The organism is Chitinivibrionales bacterium (assembly GCA_035516255.1).
GTDB lineage: Bacteria > Fibrobacterota > Chitinivibrionia > Chitinivibrionales > FEN-1185 > FEN-1185.
Genome location: DATJAL010000025.1, coordinates 1 through 17,048, shown reverse-complemented (window position 1 = coordinate 17,048; position 17,048 = coordinate 1). Strand labels below are relative to the sequence as shown.

Sequence of the window (17,048 nt, the reverse complement as noted above, 5' to 3'; positions counted from 1 at the left end):
GAATCAGGTTCCGGGGAATCACCTTATGCCAACCTTCACCATATCGGTCAATAACAAGGTGCTGGGCACCTACGTTGTCAAGAAGACCGTGATAACCATCGGCAGGTCCCGGACCAACACAATATCCATTGCGAGCAAGGCCGTCTCGCGCAACCACGTGCGCATCGAATTGGCGCGTGACGGATGGAGCATCTCGGACCTCGGGTCGCTCAACGGCACCTATATCAACGACATCCGCGTCACGAGCGCCTTTATCTCGGAGGGCGATAAGGTGACCGTAGGCGCATACACCATCTCGTTTTCACCTGAGCCCGCGCAGGAATCCTCGCAGGAAGAATCGCCCGTGGTGCAGGCATCCGGCGGCGAGCCGTTGTCCGACACGGACGTGCGCGTTGAAGGCGCCGCTTCGCCTCCCGCAACCGATACCGCCATCACACCTCCCAAAGAGCAGACGCCCCCAGTTGAAACGGCGCGACCGCCCGAGCAGCCGAAGGCGCAGGAGGTAATCGAGGAGATTTCCGCCGCCGGACAATCACACCCCGCTTTCAGCGACACAAAAAATATTGAAGTGGGTGCCCAGCAGGCGGCGCCGTCGGCAGATCAGGTCGGCGACGCTCAGAAAAAAAAGCGCAGCGAGCTGCTCAGAAGCAATCCGGCCGGGCTTCAGCTTGAAGACAGGATACGCCTGGCGATATTCGAAAATCCTCTCGCGGACGATACGACGATCCGCAAGCGGCTTTCAGACAGCGATTTTGGCGGCGCATCGATCGGCCGCTCGGAATTGCAGACGACGCTGAAAAAAATGGGCCTGGAGACGAAAGTCAAGCGCTACCAATATTTCATGCATTCTTAAATTTATTTCGAATGGCACAGCCCGGTGGGGTGGGGTTCTTCAATTGTTAAAGAGGGCTTCACCGAAAAAAAAAAGCGCATTTCAATGCGCTTTTTTTTATCTGATTATTTGGGGCAGAATTTCAGGCCGCCGGTGGCGCCGGGGATTCCTGCTGAGGGTTTTTTACCCAATAGCTGTCATTAACCCGTTTTCTGAGTTCTTTTGAAGCCTCGAACACCGGTTTGAACCCGGCTTTCACCTGAATATGTTCATTAGTGCGGGGATTGCGCGCGCTTCTTGCCCTTCTCTCTTTGATTTTGAACCTGCCGAATCCGCGTATTTCGATATTTCTGCCCTGCTGCAGCGCCTTTGAAACGGCTTCCAGTAGGCTTTCCACCACGATCTTGGTATCCACCTGGGTAAGGCCGGTTCTGTCAGAAATCTTTTCAACAAGATCTTTTTTTGTTACGTTTCCCATGCGACATACTCTCTGTTAGAAGTTGATCTTCTTATTTTTCCCCTCGATATCGGCTTAACATGAACAACAGGATTAAGCAAGTGAGTTATCTCTTTATCAATTAATAGAATATATTTGTTAACGCAATAAAATCAAGTCTTTTTTTATTCAGCTTTTTCCACAAGTCGATACGGGAACTGAAATTATGGAAAATCCACAATATATTGTGTGCCATGAAGTTATAACATACTAGAGGATAATTTTCTTTCCAGGATAAAAATCATGGAAATTTATAATTCTCAGGGATGAAACAATTCACAGGGGACAAATCATTGTTATTGTTATACCCATCCATTTTTTTTCGATGATAACATTTATTAGATTGATTGAGGAAGTCGAACGAAGCGAATTATCACTTGTCAATGATTTACTTTGCAAAGCGTCCTCTTATTTTTATCGCCAAGACTTTTTAAAAAGCCATCCTTCCAAAAGAAACAAAAAATCTTTCTGCCAATCGCTTGACATCCTTTTCATATTGTGTTATATTTGTTAGCACTCAATCCCAAAGAGTGCTAATAATTTCCCGTTTAATCCGTATTATATTCAAAAATTCAACACTACCAAGGAGGAGTTGTTATGAACGTTAAGCCATTAGCCGACCGGATTCTTGTAAAGCCCCTTGAGGCTGAAGAAAAAACAAAGGGCGGAATCATCATCCCGGACAATGCCAAGGAAAAGCCCCAGAAAGGCGAGGTTGTTGCCGTGGGCCCCGGTAAAATTTCTGACAACGGCCAGAAAATCGCCATGGAGCTCAAGAAAGGCGACAAGGTCCTGTACGGAAAGTATTCCGGAACCGAGGTCACCGTTGACGGCCAGGAATATCTTATTGTAAAAGAGAGCGACGTTCTCGCAATCATCTAAAATGCACCCAAAGACACTCATAGACAAAAAAACAAAAACCAATAATACTTACAACAAACAGGAGAACGCACTATGTCAGCAAAGCAATTGGCATTTGATGTTGTGGCAAGGGAACGTCTGCTCAAGGGCGTTGACGTGCTTGCCAACGCGGTCAAGACGACCCTCGGCCCTCGCGGCCGCAATGTTGTCCTTGATAAAAGCTTCGGCTCGCCCACGGTCACCAAGGACGGCGTGACCGTTGCCAAGGAAATCGAGCTTGAGGACAAATTCGAAAACATGGGCGCGCAGATGGTCAAGGAAGTCGCGTCAAAGACCTCCGACGTTGCCGGCGACGGCACCACCACCGCCACCGTTCTCGCACAGGCCATTGCCCGCCAGGGCATCAAGACCGTTACCGCGGGCGCCAATGCCATGGCCGTGAAGCGCGGCATCGACAAGGCGGTGAAGGCCATCATCGACGACCTCAAGAAGCAATCCAAACCCATTTCCGGAAAGAAGGAAATTTCTCAGGTTGCCGCGATATCGGCGAACAACGACCAGGAAATCGGCGAGCTCATTGCCGGCGCAATGGAAAAAGTCGGTAAGGACGGCGTCATCACCGTCGAAGAGGCCAAGAGCATCGACACCAACCTCGAGGTGGTGGAGGGAATGCAGTTCGACCGCGGGTACATCTCCCCGTATTTCGTGACGAACTCCGACACCATGGAATGCATCCTCGAGGAACCCTTCATCCTGATCCATGACAAAAAAATCAGCGCCATGAAGGACCTGCTTCCTCTGCTCGAAAAAACCGCGCAGATGGGAAAAAGCCTGCTGCTCATCGCCGAGGAGATCGAAGGCGAGGCGCTCGCCACGCTCGTGGTGAACAAGCTCCGCGGCACCCTCAAGGTGGCCGGCGTGAAGGCCCCGGGATTCGGCGACCGCCGCAAGGCCATGCTCGAGGACATCGCCGTGCTCACCGGCGGCATCGTGATCTCCGAGGAGGCCGGCTTCAAGCTCGAGAACACCACCGTGGATTCGCTCGGCAAGGCCAAGCGCGTGACGATTGACAAAGAGAACTGCACCATCATCGAGGGCGCGGGCAAGAAGGACGACATCAAGGGCCGGGTGAACCAACTCCGCAAGCAGATCGACGAAACCACGTCGGACTACGACAAGGAGAAGCTGCAGGAGCGGCTGGCCAAGCTGGCCGGCGGCGTCGCCGTGATCAACATCGGCGCTGCCACCGAGACCGAGATGAAGGAAAAAAAGGCGCGCGTGGAAGACGCGCTGCACGCGACCCGCGCCGCGGTCGAGGAAGGCATCGTGGCGGGCGGCGGCGTCGCGCTCATCCGCGCCGCGGCCTCGCTTGACGCGCTCAAGGCCGAGGGCGACGAGAAGATCGGCGTTGACATCATCCGCAGGGCGATCGAGGAGCCGCTCCGCTGGATCGTCCAGAACGCCGGCATGGAGCCTTCGGTTGTCGCCAACGATGTGAGGAGCCACAAGGGCGGATACGGGTTCAACGCCTACACCTGCAAGTACGAAGACCTGCTTGCGGCCGGCGTCATCGATCCGACCAAGGTGGTGCGGTCCGCGCTCGAGAACGCTTCGTCCATCGCGGGACTTATCCTGACCACCGAATGCATCGTCACCGAAAAGCCCAAAGAGGAAAAAGAACCGGCCCCCGGCATGGGCGGCGGCGGCATGGGTGGCGGCATGGGCGGTATGGGCGACATGTATTAAACCGTCGACCTGTTTTCGCCATGGGGAGGCGATTCTCCCCATGGCGTCATCACGGAAATTATGAATGAAGAATTATTGACAGAACGCGAGCAGCAGGTGCTTGAGGCCGTGGTGCGCAATTACATCCTGAGCGCATCGCCGACCGGCTCGCGCTTTCTTTCCAAGCAGCCCGATTTCGACACCTCGGCCGCGACGATACGCAACATCATGGGCGACCTCGAGGAACGCGGCTTCATCTCGCAGCCGCACACGTCGGCCGGACGGGTCCCCACCGACAAGGGATACCGCTATTATGTCGACCGGATGATGAAATACATGGAGCTTCCGCAGGACGTGAAGAAGCAGATCAAGGACTATCTTGTCAAAGTGGAACCCTCCGACCTGCACCTGCTCATGGAGGCCACATCGCGGGCTCTGTCGCGGGCCACGCACCAGCTCGGCATCATCCTCGCGCCGAAGCTCAACCGGGGCGTGTTCAGGCACGTGCACATCTTTCCCATCGAATCGCAGCGCGTGCTCCTCCACCTCACCATCGATTCCGGATTTGTAAAGACCATGGTGCTTGAGCTCAAGACCGGCCTGTCGGCCGAGCGTCTCGAGCGCGCGTGCCAGGTCATCAACGAGCGGTTTTTCGGGCTCACGCTCGACGACATGCTCAAGAACGAGGACAAGATTTTCAATAATGTGGAGCAGTACGAGCTGGGGCTCATCCGCCTGTTTGTCCCGTCCATCAAGAAGATGATAGAGGCGGAACAGACCGACGAGGTATACACCGAGGGCGAAACCAACATCGTGGTGCAGCCGGAATTTTTCTCCAAGGGCCAGGTGAGCGCGATCATCGAGATTCTTGAGGAGAAAAAACTCCTGCTCCATCTGTTCGAAAAGGAGCAGGTGAACAAATCGGGCGTCATGATCTCCATCGGCGGCGAGAACGCCGAGGGCCAGCTCCAGTCGTTCTCCGTTGTCAAGACCAAGTACCAGGTGGGCCATTTGGAGGGCAGCCTCGGCGTGATCGGCCCCAAGCGCATGCCGTACCCGTTTTTGGTGAGCGCGGTGGATTACACGGCGAGATTGCTGGGGGAGATGTATTCCACGTAACCTCACCCCACCACTGAGGTTAGCACGGAAAGAAACAATCATGGAACAAGATCAAAAACAAAATCATAAAAACGGGGTGAAAGACCATGATCATCACGGTTTCGGTCATCCCCACGGGCATCCTGAGAAAAAGGCTGATGAAAGCGCCCAGGTCAATGCGCCGGAGGCTGCTGCCGCAGCCGCCCAAATGTCTGCCGAACAAAAGCCGAAGCAGGAGGAAAAACCGAAGACCGAACATGAAAAAGACCTTGAAAAAATCGACGAGCTGCAATCGCAGGTCGGCGCGGTCAACGACAAATACCTGAGGCTCATGGCGGAATTCGACAATTACAAGCGTCGGACGCTCAAGGAAAACCAGCAGATCGTGGAACAGGCCAACGAGAAACTGATAAAGGACATCATTGACGTGCGCGAGAATTTCGAGCGCGCGTTCAAGGCCCACAAGGAAGGCGCCGACGCCAAGCCTTTCATCGACGGCATGAAAATGGTGTTTACGAAACTCGACAACGTGCTGCACCGGCACGGGCTCGAGGTGTACACCGAGGCGGGTCAGGAATTCGACCCGCAGCTGCACGACGCCATGATGAAAACGCCGCACGAGACGATTCCCGAGCACCACATCGCCGAGGTGTGCGAGAAGGGATATCGGCTCAAGGGAAAGGTGATCAAACATTCAAAGGTGATCGTTTCGAGCGGGAAACCCGCGCCCGCGCAGGAGAAAAAAGAAAAGGCATCATGCGCTCCGGCGGAAAACGAGGCTGTGTTTGAAGTCGAATCGGAACCGAATGATAAGGAAAAGAAAGAAGGCACTGAAGGGGCCTGATTGCCGTGCAATAGTGAGCCGAAAAAAACGAAAAATAAAAGATAGAGAAAAGAAGGAGCTTTTATGGCTAAAATCATTGGAATCGACTTGGGCACCACGTTTTCGTGCGTGGCGATCATGGAGGCGGGAAAACCGGTGGTGATCCCGAACGCCGAAGGCGAGCGCACCACGCCCTCGATGGTGGGGTTCACCAAGGCGGGCGAGCGGCTCGTGGGGTCCATCGCACGCAGGCAGGCGATCACCAATCCAGAAAACACGGTGTTTTCCATCAAGCGTTTCATGGGGCGGCGCCACAGCGAAGTTGAAAACGAGGAGAAACGCGTGCCGTATAAAGTGACCGGCGGCGCCAGCGAGCTTGTCAAGGTGGAAGCGGGCGGCAAGGAATACACCCCGCCGGAAGTATCGGCCATGATCCTGCAGTACCTCAAGAAGGCCGCCGAAGACTATCTGGGCCAGGAAGTGAAGGAAGCGGTGATCACCGTTCCGGCGTATTTCAACGACTCGCAGCGCCAGGCCACCAAGGACGCGGGCCGCATCGCGGGACTCGACGTGAAGCGCATCATCAACGAGCCGACGGCCGCGTCGCTTGCCTACGGTCTTGACAAAAAGAAAAACGAGACCATCGCGGTGTACGACCTGGGCGGCGGCACCTTCGACATCTCAATTCTTGACATCGGCGAAGGCGTGTTCGAGGTTCGCTCGACTAACGGCGACACCCACCTGGGCGGCGATGACTTCGATCAGGTGCTCATCGACTGGATCGCCGACGAGTTCCAGAAGACGCAGGGCATCGACCTGCGCAAGGACCGCATGGCGCTGCAGCGGCTCAAGGAGGCGGCCGAGAAGGCCAAGCGCGAGCTGTCGAGCCAGATGCAGGTGAACATCAACCTGCCGTTCATCACGGCGGACGCATCCGGCCCCAAGCACCTCGACATGAACCTCACCCGCGCCAAGTTCGACCAGCTCACCGCGTTCCTCGTGGAGCGCACGGTGGAGCCGTGCCGCAAGGCCATCGCCGACGCGAAGGTAAAGCTCGAGGACATCGACGAGGTCATCCTCGTAGGCGGCCAGACGCGCACGCCCGCGGTGCAGAAAAAAGTTGAGGAAATTTTCAGCAAGGTGCCGAACAAGAGCGTGAACCCGGACGAGGTGGTCGCCGTGGGCGCCGCCATCCAGGGCGCGATCCTGGGCGGCGACGAGACCGTGAAAGACATCCTGCTGCTCGACGTGACGCCGCTATCCTTGGGCATCGAGACGCTGGGCGGCGTGATGACCAAGCTCATCGAGCGCAACACCACGATTCCCACGAAGAAAAGCCAGATCTTCTCGACCGCGTCCGACAACCAGCCCGCGGTCTCGATCATGGTGTACCAAGGCGAGCGCGAGCTCGCGGGACACAACCGGCTGCTGGGCAAGTTCGACCTCGTGGGCATCCCGCTGGCGCCGCGCGGCGTGCCGCAGATCGAGGTCAGCTTCGACATCGACGCCAACGGCATCCTCAAAGTAAACGCCAAGGACCTGGGCACCGGCAAGGAACAGCAGATCCGCATCGAATCGTCGAGCGGGCTTTCGGAATCGGAAATCAAGAAGATGGTGCGCGAGGCCGAGGCCAACGTGGAGCGCGACAAGCAGGAGCGCGAGAGGATCGACGTGAAGAACCAGGCCGACCAGCTCGTGTACACCACCGAAAAGACGCTCGCGGACATCGCCGACAAGATCCCGCTCGACGAGAAGAACAAAATTCAGGCGGCGTGCGACGATTTGCGCAAGAAGGCCAAGGGCGACGACATCGCCGCGATCAAGTCGAGCATGGACGCGCTTGTCAAGGTATCGCAGAAGATGGCCGAGGAGTTGTACAAACACGCGGGCCCGCAGGGCCAGCCGGGAGCAGGGCCGCAGGGTCAGGCGGGACCCGGGCCGCAGCAGGGGCCGTCGGATGGGCAGAAGAAGGACGGCAAGAAGGACGGTGAAGGGCCGGTGGATGCGGATTTTACGGTGGTGGATGACAAGTAAAAGGCATTCTTGACGCACGGGATATTTTGAAAAATAAAATTCAAGATATGGAAGGGCCTCGCCCGAAGAGCGAGCTGGCGCAGCTCGGATTGAGCTTAGAACCGGCAAGGAAAGGGCAAATGTTATAATAAAAGGTGCGAAGCACCATTACCTTGCCCTTGCGGAATGAAATGACAAAATGCTTATTGTATCCGCCAAAGGGAGGCTTTCATCGGAGGGTTGTTAAAGGCCATAAAGATAGGCAAAGATGAGTTTTATCCATTATAAAAAGTTTTCTTGATTGATTCATTTATAAACTGGTTTCATATTTACCTCCGGACATTTGCCCGCGTAAAAATGCCCAGTCACGATATTTGGATTTTTCCGATAATCAGTACACTCGATAAAAAATTTTCCAAATAGAGAAATCATCTATGGCCTTGCGCGACTTCTACGAAGTCCTCGGCGTCCCCAAATCCGCCTCCGAAGACGACATCAAGCGCGCCTACCGCAAGCTCGCCATGAAATACCACCCGGACAAGAACCCGGGCGACAAGGAGGCCGAGGAGAAATTCAAGGAGGCCACGCAGGCGTACGAGGTGCTCAAGGACCCCAAGAAGCGCTCGCAGTTTGACCAGTTCGGCACTGCCGCGTTCGAGGGGCCGGGCGCGGGCGGGGCGGGCGGCGGGTTCGGCGGTTTCGGTCCCGGTGGCTTCGACCTTTCCGACGCGCTGCGCGCGTTCATGAACGATTTCGGCGGCGACTCGTCGTTCTTTTCCGATTTGTTCGGCATGGGCGGCGGAAGAAGGCGCGGCGGCGGCCGGCGCGGCGGCGGTTCGCGCGGCAACGATCTCCAGGTGCATCTGCACCTCAAGCTTTCCGAAATAGCAACCGGCGTCACCAAGACGCTCAAAGTGAAGCGCAAGGATTTGTGCACCGAGTGCCGCGGAAGTGGCTCGAGGAGCGGCAAGCGCGCAACCTGCCAACATTGCGGCGGGTCGGGCCGCGTGCAGCATGTGTCGAATTCTTTTTTCGGCCAGCTCGTGCAGGAATCGGTGTGTCCGGTGTGCCGCGGCGAAGGACAGATCGTGACCGATCCGTGCCCGAAGTGTTCGGGCAGCGGCAGACAGGCGGCCGAGACGACCGTGTCGGTCGACATCCCGGCCGGCGTTTCCGAAGGCAACTACATCACGGTGGACGGCAAGGGAGACGCGGGCCAGAACGGAGGGCCTTCGGGCGATCTCATCGTGGTGATCCAGGAGGAGCCGGACAATTTCTTCGAGCGCCACGGCATCGACGTGGTGTGCTCCATTGACATCACCTTTTCCGAAGCCGCGCTCGGTGCGTCCAAGACCGTGCCCACGCTTGACGGAAAGGTAAGCCTCAAAATTCCGCCCGGAACGCAGTCTGAGAAAATCTTCCGCCTTCGCGGCAAGGGCCTGCCCGAGCTCCACAGCCCGGAACACGGCGACCAGCTCGTGCGCGTGCACGTGCACACGCCCGAAAGGCTGTCGAAGGAAGCAAAGGAGCTTTTTGAAAAGCTCGCGCAGACCGAGACGCAGGAGAAGGGGAGCTTTGAGAAGTTTAAGGAATTTTTCTCCTAAATCCTTTTGTTTCCATATTTTCCCATAAAGCAAGAAATTATTGAGGGGGAAGTCTCCCCCTGGGGTGCGGCTTCCGGCGCGCCCCAAGAATAAAAAAAGCCGAAGGCGCGCCGGCGATCCGCACCCACACCCCCTCTTTGGCGCCGATACTTCTGTGGTACACGGAAACCCCGGGTGGCTGGCGATCCCCCAGTTGCAGCAAGTAGTTTACACGGCGGAAGAAGAAATTATTATATCGGCGGAAGTTGATCTACGATTTTTCAGTGCCGCACTATATCCTCTAGTTTGACTTTTCTCCTCAAGCAACTACATTTCGTGAAAGCTCCCAAAGACTTCACCTCAGTCAAAAAGTATGGCCAGACTGTTATCAGTTCTTACATCTGGAGAAATTTCTTGGCTGAGATGAGCGCTGTTGCGTCACTGATGGAAAAACAAAAATTATAGTTGACTTATGCTAAGCGTTAGGCAGGACTGGAGGCCGCGCTGGAGCGCGGTGCTGCCCGGCCCTCGCCGTCAGGCATATCGGGGCCGTGGCAGCCCGAGGGCTTGCCCGAGACCGGAAGGACGGCCGACCCTGCGAAGCAGGGGAACGCCCGGATTGTTTTGGAAAGGTTTTGATTGGATTGACAAGAACATCACGAAACCTTATTTTCTTTCATGAGAATTCCATCAGACATCACCTTTGCAAATCCGGAATAACATCGAAAGGAAATCATCATGAAACCATCACAGCAAAAATCCCCAAAGGCGGATAAATCCCTTGCCGGGGCGTGCGGACTGTTCTGCCCGTCGTGCCTCATTTACATCGGGGCGCGCGAAACGCCGGAACACCGCGCAAGGATCGCGGCGGGGCTCGGGGTGCCGGCGGAGACGCTCGTGTGTGACGGGTGCAGGTCCGCTAACCGCTATGTTTATTGCAACAGCTGCAAGATGATTGCCTGCGTTGCCAAAAAGGGAATTGACTTTTGCGGGCAATGCGCAGAATATCCGTGTGAGGAACTCAAACGGTTCCAGGCAGAAGCGCCGCACCGCCTCGAACTATGGGAATGGCAGGACAGGATCCGCGACGCGGGCTGGGAAACCTGGTTCGAGGAGACGAGGGAACTTTTCAGCTGTCCCGAATGTGGAGCAATGAATTCGGCATATAACATAAGCTGCAGGAAGTGCGGGAAGGCGCCGGGCAGCGGGTACGCGAAGAGGCATGGGAAAGTAGTGGAGGAGTTTGTGGCGAAAAGGAAGGGGTAATGGAAAGCTTGATTTTCTTGCTCCCTTCTCCACACTGTGGAGAAGAAGCAGGGGACGAGGCGGAGGTTTACGAATGGTGAAGTTATGAATGATATGAATGCTGTGCTTGTGCGGATCGAGAAGGAACTGGACTGCATGCCGGCGAAGTAAATGCTCTTTTTATTTACGCCTCACCCCGGCCGCCGGAGCGGCCAACCCTCTCCACAGATGAAGAGGGGAAATAGAATCAAATATCATTTTAAAATCAATATTATCCGAAATTCACCTTCCCCAGCGTCTTCTTCATCTGGTTCACCTGCTCCATTGCCGCGGCGTTTCCCCCCACGTTCTTTTCAATCGCCTCGGCCGAGGCGCTCATTTCCTTGAACAGTTTCTGGTAGAATCCGGCCATGGCGTTGCACTCCGACGTGAGGTCTTCCATTTCGGCTTCGGTCTCCCGGAACGAGATTTTCGTGTTCAGGTTCCCGGTGCGAAGCTGCGACACCCATTTTTCGAATTTGTAAATGGGCACCGCCATCTTGCGCGAGGAGAAAAGCCCGATGCCGAGGCCGATGAGGATGCTGAACACCTGCGCGCCGATCACGCTGGGCAGCACGAACTCGAGAACGCTCTTGAGCTCGAGGTCCTGGCGCATGTCGTTGCTCATGTAGTAAAAGCTGCCGCCGTGCGCCTTGAAGTTGTAGAGCACGGTGAGGGCCGCGGTGGCGAGCACCGCGCCGATAAGCACGACGAGAAGAATCTTGAAAATGAGGTTCAGCTGCATCGACCGTTTGATGAAGAAATTCCGGAACGGCTGACGAGCGTTGGCCTGTGTCATGAACGTCTCCTTTAATCCCCCCAACGAATTTTATTGAAATGCTCGGCTAACAATATAACTCATGTTGCGCGATGCGCAAAATCAGGCGCGGGCGGCAAATATTCGCATGATGGCGATGGAGGTCTTCCAGGGTATGTCTGTATTGTCAAGCTGGCCGTGGATTTGCTTTTTGATCTCGGCGGCGGCCTTTTTACCGAATTCCTCCTCAAGGCGGGCGCCGAGCGGCGTGCGGCCGCCTTCGGTGCGCGGCCTGAACCAGTGGTCCACCATGCCGGGTGTAATCCGCCTGCGGCCCGCCGGTGCGATGGTCTGGACGGTAAACACGCAGGGGAACTGCGCCGCGCACTGCTTTTCGAGCGACGCCGGGTCCCAGTTGACAAGCGCGTCGCCTTTGTCAGCAAAGAGCCGTTCCTCAGCTTTCGCAAATCGGGATATGGCGTTCTGCGGCAAGTTTCTGAACGTCAGGAGGCTGCTCAGGCGCTGGCCCTGCGAATGTACGGTCTCTGCAAGCGCGATACACCCGTCTTTTGCCAGAAGCGCAAGCATTCTTTTGACAAGCGCCGGCTTGTCCCGCTCGGCCGCGATGATGTTCCTGCCGATGATCGCGTCGAACGCCACGTTCTGCCCGGCAGATTTTTTTATGTCCGCGTCGAACTTATCCATGGAGGTAAGCAGTACCGTCGGGCGTTTTAACAGCTCGTACTGGGCCGCCATCTTCACCACGGTGTCGAATTCCTTTTCGTCATGCGCGAGCGCCCACACGCTGCCTTCAGGCGAAAGGCGCAGTGCCTCGAAGGTGAGGAGTCCGGTGCGGGCGTGCAGGTCGAGCACCAGGCTGTCGCGGCCGGGCGCGGCGGCCTCGAAAATCTTTTCGCGTGCCGCCGAGAGCGTATCGCCGCCGCGCGTGCGCTTAACCCACAAACGGCGCGGGCCGGGCGTGTCCTGCGCATCGCCCTCGAAAATATCCTCATCGTCAATCGCCATGGCCTCCACCATCGCCTCGCGCAGCCTCGTCACGCGAAGGCCGATCTCCTTTTCATACCCGATGTCCGAAGGCTGGTAGAAGAATTTTCCCTGCAGCGACGACGGGAGATACTGCTGCGCCACCCAGTGGTCGCGGAACGCGTGCGGGTACAGGTACCCCTCGCCGTGGCCGAACCCCTCCTTGTCGCGGGAGGAATCCTGCAGGTGCGCGGGCACGTCGTCCTTGGTCTCGTGCGAAACCGTGGAGAGCGCGTCGAAGAACGCCATGGACGAATTGCTTTTGGGCGCCGTGGCCAGGTACAGGCACGCGTGCGCGAGATGGAACCTGCCCTCGGGGAGGCCCACGTAGTCGAACGCGCGCGCCGCGTCCACCACCACCGAAAGAGCGCGGGGATCCGCGAGGCCGATGTCTTCACATGCGAGAATCAGCATGCGGCGGAAGATGAAGCGCGGGTCTTCCCCGGCGTACACCATTTTCGCCATCCAGTAGAGCGCGGCGTCGGGATCGGAGCCGCGCAGCGACTTGATGAACGCCGAGATCGTGTCGTAATGCGCGTCGCCGTCCTTGTCGTAGAGCACGGCCTTCTGCTGGATGGAGTCCTCGGCGACTTCGCGAATGATGCGGATCGCGCCGCTTTTGTCCGGTTTGGTGGTCTCCACGGCGAGCTCCAGCGCGTTGAGCACGCCGCGCGCGTCGCCGTTGGCCACCGCGACGATGTGGTCGAGTGCGTCCTTGTCAATGGAGACTTTGCGGCCGCCGTAACCGCGCTCCTTGTCGCCGAGGGCGGCGTGCGCGATGGCGGCCAGGTCGCTCGCGGTGAGGGTTTTAAGTTGGAAAATTCTCGAGCGCGACACAAGGGCCTTGTTCACCTCGAAGTAGGGGTTTTCGGTGGTCGCGCCGATGAGGATGAGCACGCCGTTTTCGACGTGGGGGAGCAGCGCGTCCTGCTGCGCCTTGTTGAACCGGTGCACCTCGTCGATGAACAGGATGGTGCGCTTGCCGTACAGCGACAGGGTCTTCTTCGCGCTGTCGATGGCGTCGCGGATGTCCTGCACCCCCGCGAGCACGGCGTTGATAGACAGGAACTGCGCCTTGGTGGTGTGGGCGATGATGCGCGCCAGCGTGGTCTTGCCCGTGCCGGGCGGGCCGTAGAAGATGAGGCTCGACAGCTGGTCGATCTGGATGGCGCGCCGCAGCAGCCTTCCCGGCCCCACGATGTGGCTTTGGCCGAAAAACTCGTCGAGCGTGCGCGGCCGCATGCGGTCGGCGAGCGGCGCGGTTGTGCTGAGGATGTCCTGGCTGCGCTGTTCGAAAAGATCCATGATTATTAGTAATCGTTGATTGTATTGTCTGGATTCTTGTTTTTAAAATACATTTGGATGGGAAATGGCTTGAAGGATTCTTTGGGGGATTGGGATAAAACAATATTAAAAAACGGACCTGCGCCTGGAAAACTCCCTTATTTCACCCCGCTTGATTAGAAGCCCCGGAAACCCCATTGTCATAGTTGACAAAAGGTCGGAATACCCTTATATTCTCAATTGGGGGTGGACCGTAAAAAGAACTCGTGAGCGAGGCCTGGGGCCGGAGTGCATGTGGGGTGTTAAAATTTTTCAGGGGGACAGCCCGGACGCTCATGAAAAATCAAATTCCCTATCAGTTTACAAAAACAACCCCTTCAAATACTGCGCCGCTGGCATAACGGGAATGCCTTCTTCTTTATATTCCCTTTTTAAGTTTTTTATCACGGCAATTGCGGGCAGCCCGTATTTTGTGTGGATTTTTTTTAGGGAGCTCCCGAAATCCCTCCCGCCTGCTTTTACTTCAACGATTTGAAGAGGCTTGTCTTTTTCGATAATGCAGAAATCAACCTCTTCGCCGTCTTTTGTGCGAATATATTTGAGATCCGCCTGTTTACCGAGATAATCAGAAACGCCGCATACGTGTTTGTGCAGGCTTAAGGCGACCATATTTTCAAAACGGGCGCCTTCGTCGCCGATCACCATGCCCGTGTCGTAGAAATAAATTTTAGGTTCTTTGAGCAATGACCGCGCTATATTCCGCGAGTAGGGTGTTATCCTGAAAACAATAAAAAGCGCTTCCAGTATTTCGATATACCGTCCGATTGTGTTCGGCGATACCTGGATGTCTTCCGCAATGGAATTGAATGACACCGGCGATCCGATGCGTCTTCGCAGCAGTTCCATAATGGTCTGCATGGTGCGCAGATCGTGAACACGCTCAAAATCGAGCACGTCTGTCCGTATAAGGCCATCAACGTACTGCTGTCTCCAGCGGTCGGCGTCGACGTCGTTTTTTGCAATAAAGGGTTCGGGAAAGCCACCGCGGATAATAAGACGGTCTATGGCGTCCGGTTTTTTATCCGGTAATTCCTTGTAAGAGAGCGGGAAAAGACGGTGTCTGAAAAACCTTCCTGCCATGGAATCGCCGCTCTGCCTGAACGTTTCAAGCCGTGCGCTTCCGGTCACCAGCAAATGAAGCGATTGCGGCTTTGTATCGAAAATGCCTTTTACAAAATTCTTCCATTCTGGCATTTTATGTATTTCGTCAAAAATAAGAAGGTCCGTGGTTTCAGGCCAGGCTTCTTTCTTTATCAGGTCTCTGTCTTCGAACCTGTCATAATTAAGGTACATCGGGTTTTTATACTGTTCCGAGACCCTTTTTGCCAGCCATGTTTTTCCCACCTGGCGCGGGCCAATGAGAAAAACCATTTTTTTCTTTAGATCATTGAGTATATAAGAAGTCTGTGCTCTTTCCATATAATGACAATTTATCATTCCTCTGCAAAAAAGTCAAGACTTTTTTGCATTTTCATGCAAATTAGTCGAAGTAAAAAAACTCGTTTCCAAGATAAGGCATGCATATTTTAAAACGCCTCCGTGCAATAAATTTCACATTTCTGTTCTTGCGTCTGCAATTATTTATATTTTCTTGGCGCTTCCGGCAGCCCTTGTCCCGTGGCAGGCGCGCAATCCTCCATGAAAACCTCACCGACAAATAGCGATACAAAAATCCGCAACGACGCGCTCCGGCTTTTGTATGCCACCATGCTGCGGGAACTGCCCCTCGAATCGGTAAAGAAATTCTGGTGCGGCCATCCCATCAGCGACGGCGGTGTCGTGCTGAAGGACGCCGATCTGCTCAAGCATGTCTGGCAGGAAAACAAATCTTCGGATATTTCCTACGTGCTCGGCGTGTTCAATGCGGTGGAGCCGTTTCTCATTGAAAGCGGCGAGAGCACAGATGCATTTGTCAATTCATTCATCAATGGTCTCAACAAGGGCGCCGTCGTCAGCGTTTCCGCATTGCTTGGTATTTTGGCGCCGTTTTTGAAATTTTTGTTCAATTCGGACGATTTGCGTTATTTCGGCCTTAAAAACGTCATCCCCTATGTCTGCCAAAAAATGATGCCGTCGATGCTCGCCGCCGTGGTGAAGCACGAAAAAAAATCCAACCAGAACACAACAGTATTCATGCTCTGCCTGGACCGTACGTTTCAGAAAAAAATTCCTTATCACGACGCCGACCTTTTCATCGCCAGGCCGTTGCAATACTCTCCCACGCGGCTGGGCCTGCCTGCGTTTGAGAGCGTTGCCATGATAAGCGACCCTCGGCCGCTGGAAGCGGTGGTGGATCCCCATCATATTGTCAGGAGAAGCGACAAGGTCTACATAAAGGGAAACTTGTGCGGGACGGCAACAACATTTTCAGGGTTCTGCACGAGAAATAGGATATCGTTAAACGGTCATCACATTCCAAACAGGCCAGTCGTCGAGGTAACCTGCGACTATAAATGCCCGATCCGGAAAAGGGTGGTGCTCCACAGGGGAACTGTCTACGGTGCACCGGTGCACCTGTACCGGATTAAATACCGTTCCAATGTCAGGCCGTCGGAGCAATTCATGTCGCCGCTCATCCACGAGGGCCTTTCGGAAAAAAGCGAGGCGTGGCAGCAGGTGCACGACCGGCACGCCAGGCTCGTGGCCGACCTGGAGCGGAAAATCGTGTTTGTCTACCAGTCCGCCAGCGAGACGGTTTCCGTCAACGGCAGGCGGCTCGTGAAATCGGCGCCCGCGGGCATCCTCAGGCGGATCCTGCGCGAACATGTCATAGGCGGCAAGACCGAGTTTGCCAACAGCGATTTCACCACGGATTCCCGCGGCCGCCACGTTGAGATTGCGGAAAATTTTTCGCTTCGCCTGCAAAGGCTTTCAAACGTGCTCGCCGAAAAAGTGCCCGAAGTCCGCCTCGTCCGCGCCGGACGCGGTCTTTTCAAACTGCATGCCCCGTGCAGGGTGGAATTAAAAGAAGAATAAGAATATAAAAATCTGTGCGTTCCCCTCGCCCTCGGTAAACCGCGGGCGAGGGGAACGCACATTTCTATCTCTGAGGTGTACTCCTGAATTTGGACACTCCGAGAACCAAATTTATCTTTGTTCTTGGAGGTGTGTATGTCTACGTCACGTAAGAAGTATGACGATGCGTTCAAACGGGAAGCAGTCCAGTTGTTGGCAACCTCAGGAAAGAA

13 protein-coding genes are annotated in these 17,048 nt (G+C 55.4%); 9 read left to right on the top strand and 4 right to left on the bottom strand.

All coding sequences use genetic code 11. The features are described from left to right. The first annotated feature begins 25 nt into the window (after positions 1-25). Complete coding sequence (locus VLX68_07280) at positions 26-853, top strand: FHA domain-containing protein (GenBank protein ID HUI92031.1); 828 nt, start codon at positions 26-28, stop codon at positions 851-853. A 121-nt stretch (positions 854-974) separates the two neighbouring features. Here the strand turns inward: VLX68_07280 and VLX68_07275 are convergent, their stop codons facing one another. Beyond that, complete coding sequence (locus tag VLX68_07275; GenBank protein HUI92030.1) at positions 975-1,310, bottom strand: HU family DNA-binding protein; 336 nt, start codon at positions 1,308-1,310, stop codon at positions 975-977. 615 nt (positions 1,311-1,925) lie between these two features. Between VLX68_07275 and groES the strand changes: the two genes are divergently transcribed. From groES to VLX68_07240, 7 genes are all read left to right on the top strand, one after another. Beyond that, positions 1,926-2,210 carry a co-chaperone GroES gene (groES, locus tag VLX68_07270; protein HUI92029.1) on the top strand — a complete coding sequence of 95 codons (285 nt, stop codon included), beginning with the start codon at positions 1,926-1,928 and terminating at the stop codon, positions 2,208-2,210. 72 nt (positions 2,211-2,282) lie between these two features. Then, a complete protein-coding gene (gene groL / locus VLX68_07265; protein ID HUI92028.1) occupies positions 2,283-3,935 on the top strand; it encodes a chaperonin GroEL in 1,653 nt (550 codons plus the stop codon). Between the two features lie 60 nt (positions 3,936-3,995). Next, on the top strand, positions 3,996-5,033 hold the full coding sequence (gene hrcA, locus VLX68_07260; GenBank protein ID HUI92027.1) for a heat-inducible transcriptional repressor HrcA: 1,038 nt from the start codon (positions 3,996-3,998) through the stop codon (positions 5,031-5,033). A gap of 40 nt (positions 5,034-5,073) precedes the next feature. Next, on the top strand, positions 5,074-5,856 hold the full coding sequence (locus tag VLX68_07255; GenBank protein HUI92026.1) for a nucleotide exchange factor GrpE: 783 nt from the start codon (positions 5,074-5,076) through the stop codon (positions 5,854-5,856). 63 nt (positions 5,857-5,919) lie between these two features. Beyond that, entirely contained in the window at positions 5,920-7,869 is a 1,950-nt protein-coding gene (gene dnaK, locus VLX68_07250; protein ID HUI92025.1) for a molecular chaperone DnaK, read from the top strand. A 413-nt stretch (positions 7,870-8,282) separates the two neighbouring features. Continuing rightward, the gene (gene dnaJ / locus VLX68_07245) at positions 8,283-9,452 is read left to right on the top strand and encodes a molecular chaperone DnaJ (GenBank protein ID HUI92024.1); all 1,170 of its coding nucleotides are present in this window, start codon (positions 8,283-8,285) and stop codon (positions 9,450-9,452) included. Positions 9,453-10,169: 717 nt separating this feature from the next. Then, positions 10,170-10,697 carry a DUF3795 domain-containing protein gene (locus VLX68_07240; GenBank protein ID HUI92023.1) on the top strand — a complete coding sequence of 176 codons (528 nt, stop codon included), beginning with the start codon at positions 10,170-10,172 and terminating at the stop codon, positions 10,695-10,697. A 250-nt stretch (positions 10,698-10,947) separates the two neighbouring features. Here the strand turns inward: VLX68_07240 and VLX68_07235 are convergent, their stop codons facing one another. The 3 genes from VLX68_07235 to VLX68_07225 all read right to left on the bottom strand — a co-directional run bounded on the left by VLX68_07235 (position 10,948) and on the right by VLX68_07225 (position 15,231). Then, the gene (locus tag VLX68_07235; protein HUI92022.1) at positions 10,948-11,514 is read right to left on the bottom strand and encodes a hypothetical protein; all 567 of its coding nucleotides are present in this window, start codon (positions 11,512-11,514) and stop codon (positions 10,948-10,950) included. Between the two features lie 81 nt (positions 11,515-11,595). Continuing rightward, positions 11,596-13,821 carry an AAA family ATPase gene (locus VLX68_07230; GenBank protein ID HUI92021.1) on the bottom strand — a complete coding sequence of 742 codons (2,226 nt, stop codon included), beginning with the start codon at positions 13,819-13,821 and terminating at the stop codon, positions 11,596-11,598. Between the two features lie 339 nt (positions 13,822-14,160). Next, positions 14,161-15,231 (bottom strand): ATP-binding protein, encoded by a 1,071-nt coding sequence (locus VLX68_07225; GenBank protein ID HUI92020.1) that lies wholly within the window; start codon positions 15,229-15,231, stop codon positions 14,161-14,163. A gap of 267 nt (positions 15,232-15,498) precedes the next feature. On the opposite strand from VLX68_07225, the gene VLX68_07220 reads away from it, so the two are divergent. Continuing rightward, positions 15,499-16,836: a hypothetical protein gene (locus VLX68_07220; GenBank protein HUI92019.1), complete on the top strand. Its 1,338-nt coding sequence runs from the start codon at positions 15,499-15,501 to the stop codon at positions 16,834-16,836. The last annotated feature ends 212 nt before the right edge of the window (positions 16,837-17,048 follow it).

What these genes read in the sequence shown, in the direction of transcription:
- VLX68_07275 (HUI92030.1), bottom strand. Translation starts at nt 1,310, where the DNA reads ATGGGAAACGTAACAAAAAAAGATCTTGTTGAAAAGATTTCTGACAGA.
- groES (HUI92029.1), top strand. Translation starts at nt 1,926, where the DNA reads ATGAACGTTAAGCCATTAGCCGACCGGATTCTTGTAAAGCCCCTTGAG.
- VLX68_07220 (HUI92019.1), top strand. Translation starts at nt 15,499, where the DNA reads ATGAAAACCTCACCGACAAATAGCGATACAAAAATCCGCAACGACGCG.
- VLX68_07225 (HUI92020.1), bottom strand. Translation starts at nt 15,231, where the DNA reads ATGGTTTTTCTCATTGGCCCGCGCCAGGTGGGAAAAACATGGCTGGCA.
- dnaK (HUI92025.1), top strand. Translation starts at nt 5,920, where the DNA reads ATGGCTAAAATCATTGGAATCGACTTGGGCACCACGTTTTCGTGCGTG.
- VLX68_07240 (HUI92023.1), top strand. Translation starts at nt 10,170, where the DNA reads ATGAAACCATCACAGCAAAAATCCCCAAAGGCGGATAAATCCCTTGCC.
- VLX68_07255 (HUI92026.1), top strand. Translation starts at nt 5,074, where the DNA reads ATGGAACAAGATCAAAAACAAAATCATAAAAACGGGGTGAAAGACCAT.
- groL (HUI92028.1), top strand. Translation starts at nt 2,283, where the DNA reads ATGTCAGCAAAGCAATTGGCATTTGATGTTGTGGCAAGGGAACGTCTG.
- dnaJ (HUI92024.1), top strand. Translation starts at nt 8,283, where the DNA reads ATGGCCTTGCGCGACTTCTACGAAGTCCTCGGCGTCCCCAAATCCGCC.
- hrcA (HUI92027.1), top strand. Translation starts at nt 3,996, where the DNA reads ATGAATGAAGAATTATTGACAGAACGCGAGCAGCAGGTGCTTGAGGCC.
- VLX68_07280 (HUI92031.1), top strand. Translation starts at nt 26, where the DNA reads ATGCCAACCTTCACCATATCGGTCAATAACAAGGTGCTGGGCACCTAC.
- VLX68_07230 (HUI92021.1), bottom strand. Translation starts at nt 13,821, where the DNA reads ATGGATCTTTTCGAACAGCGCAGCCAGGACATCCTCAGCACAACCGCG.
- VLX68_07235 (HUI92022.1), bottom strand. Translation starts at nt 11,514, where the DNA reads ATGACACAGGCCAACGCTCGTCAGCCGTTCCGGAATTTCTTCATCAAA.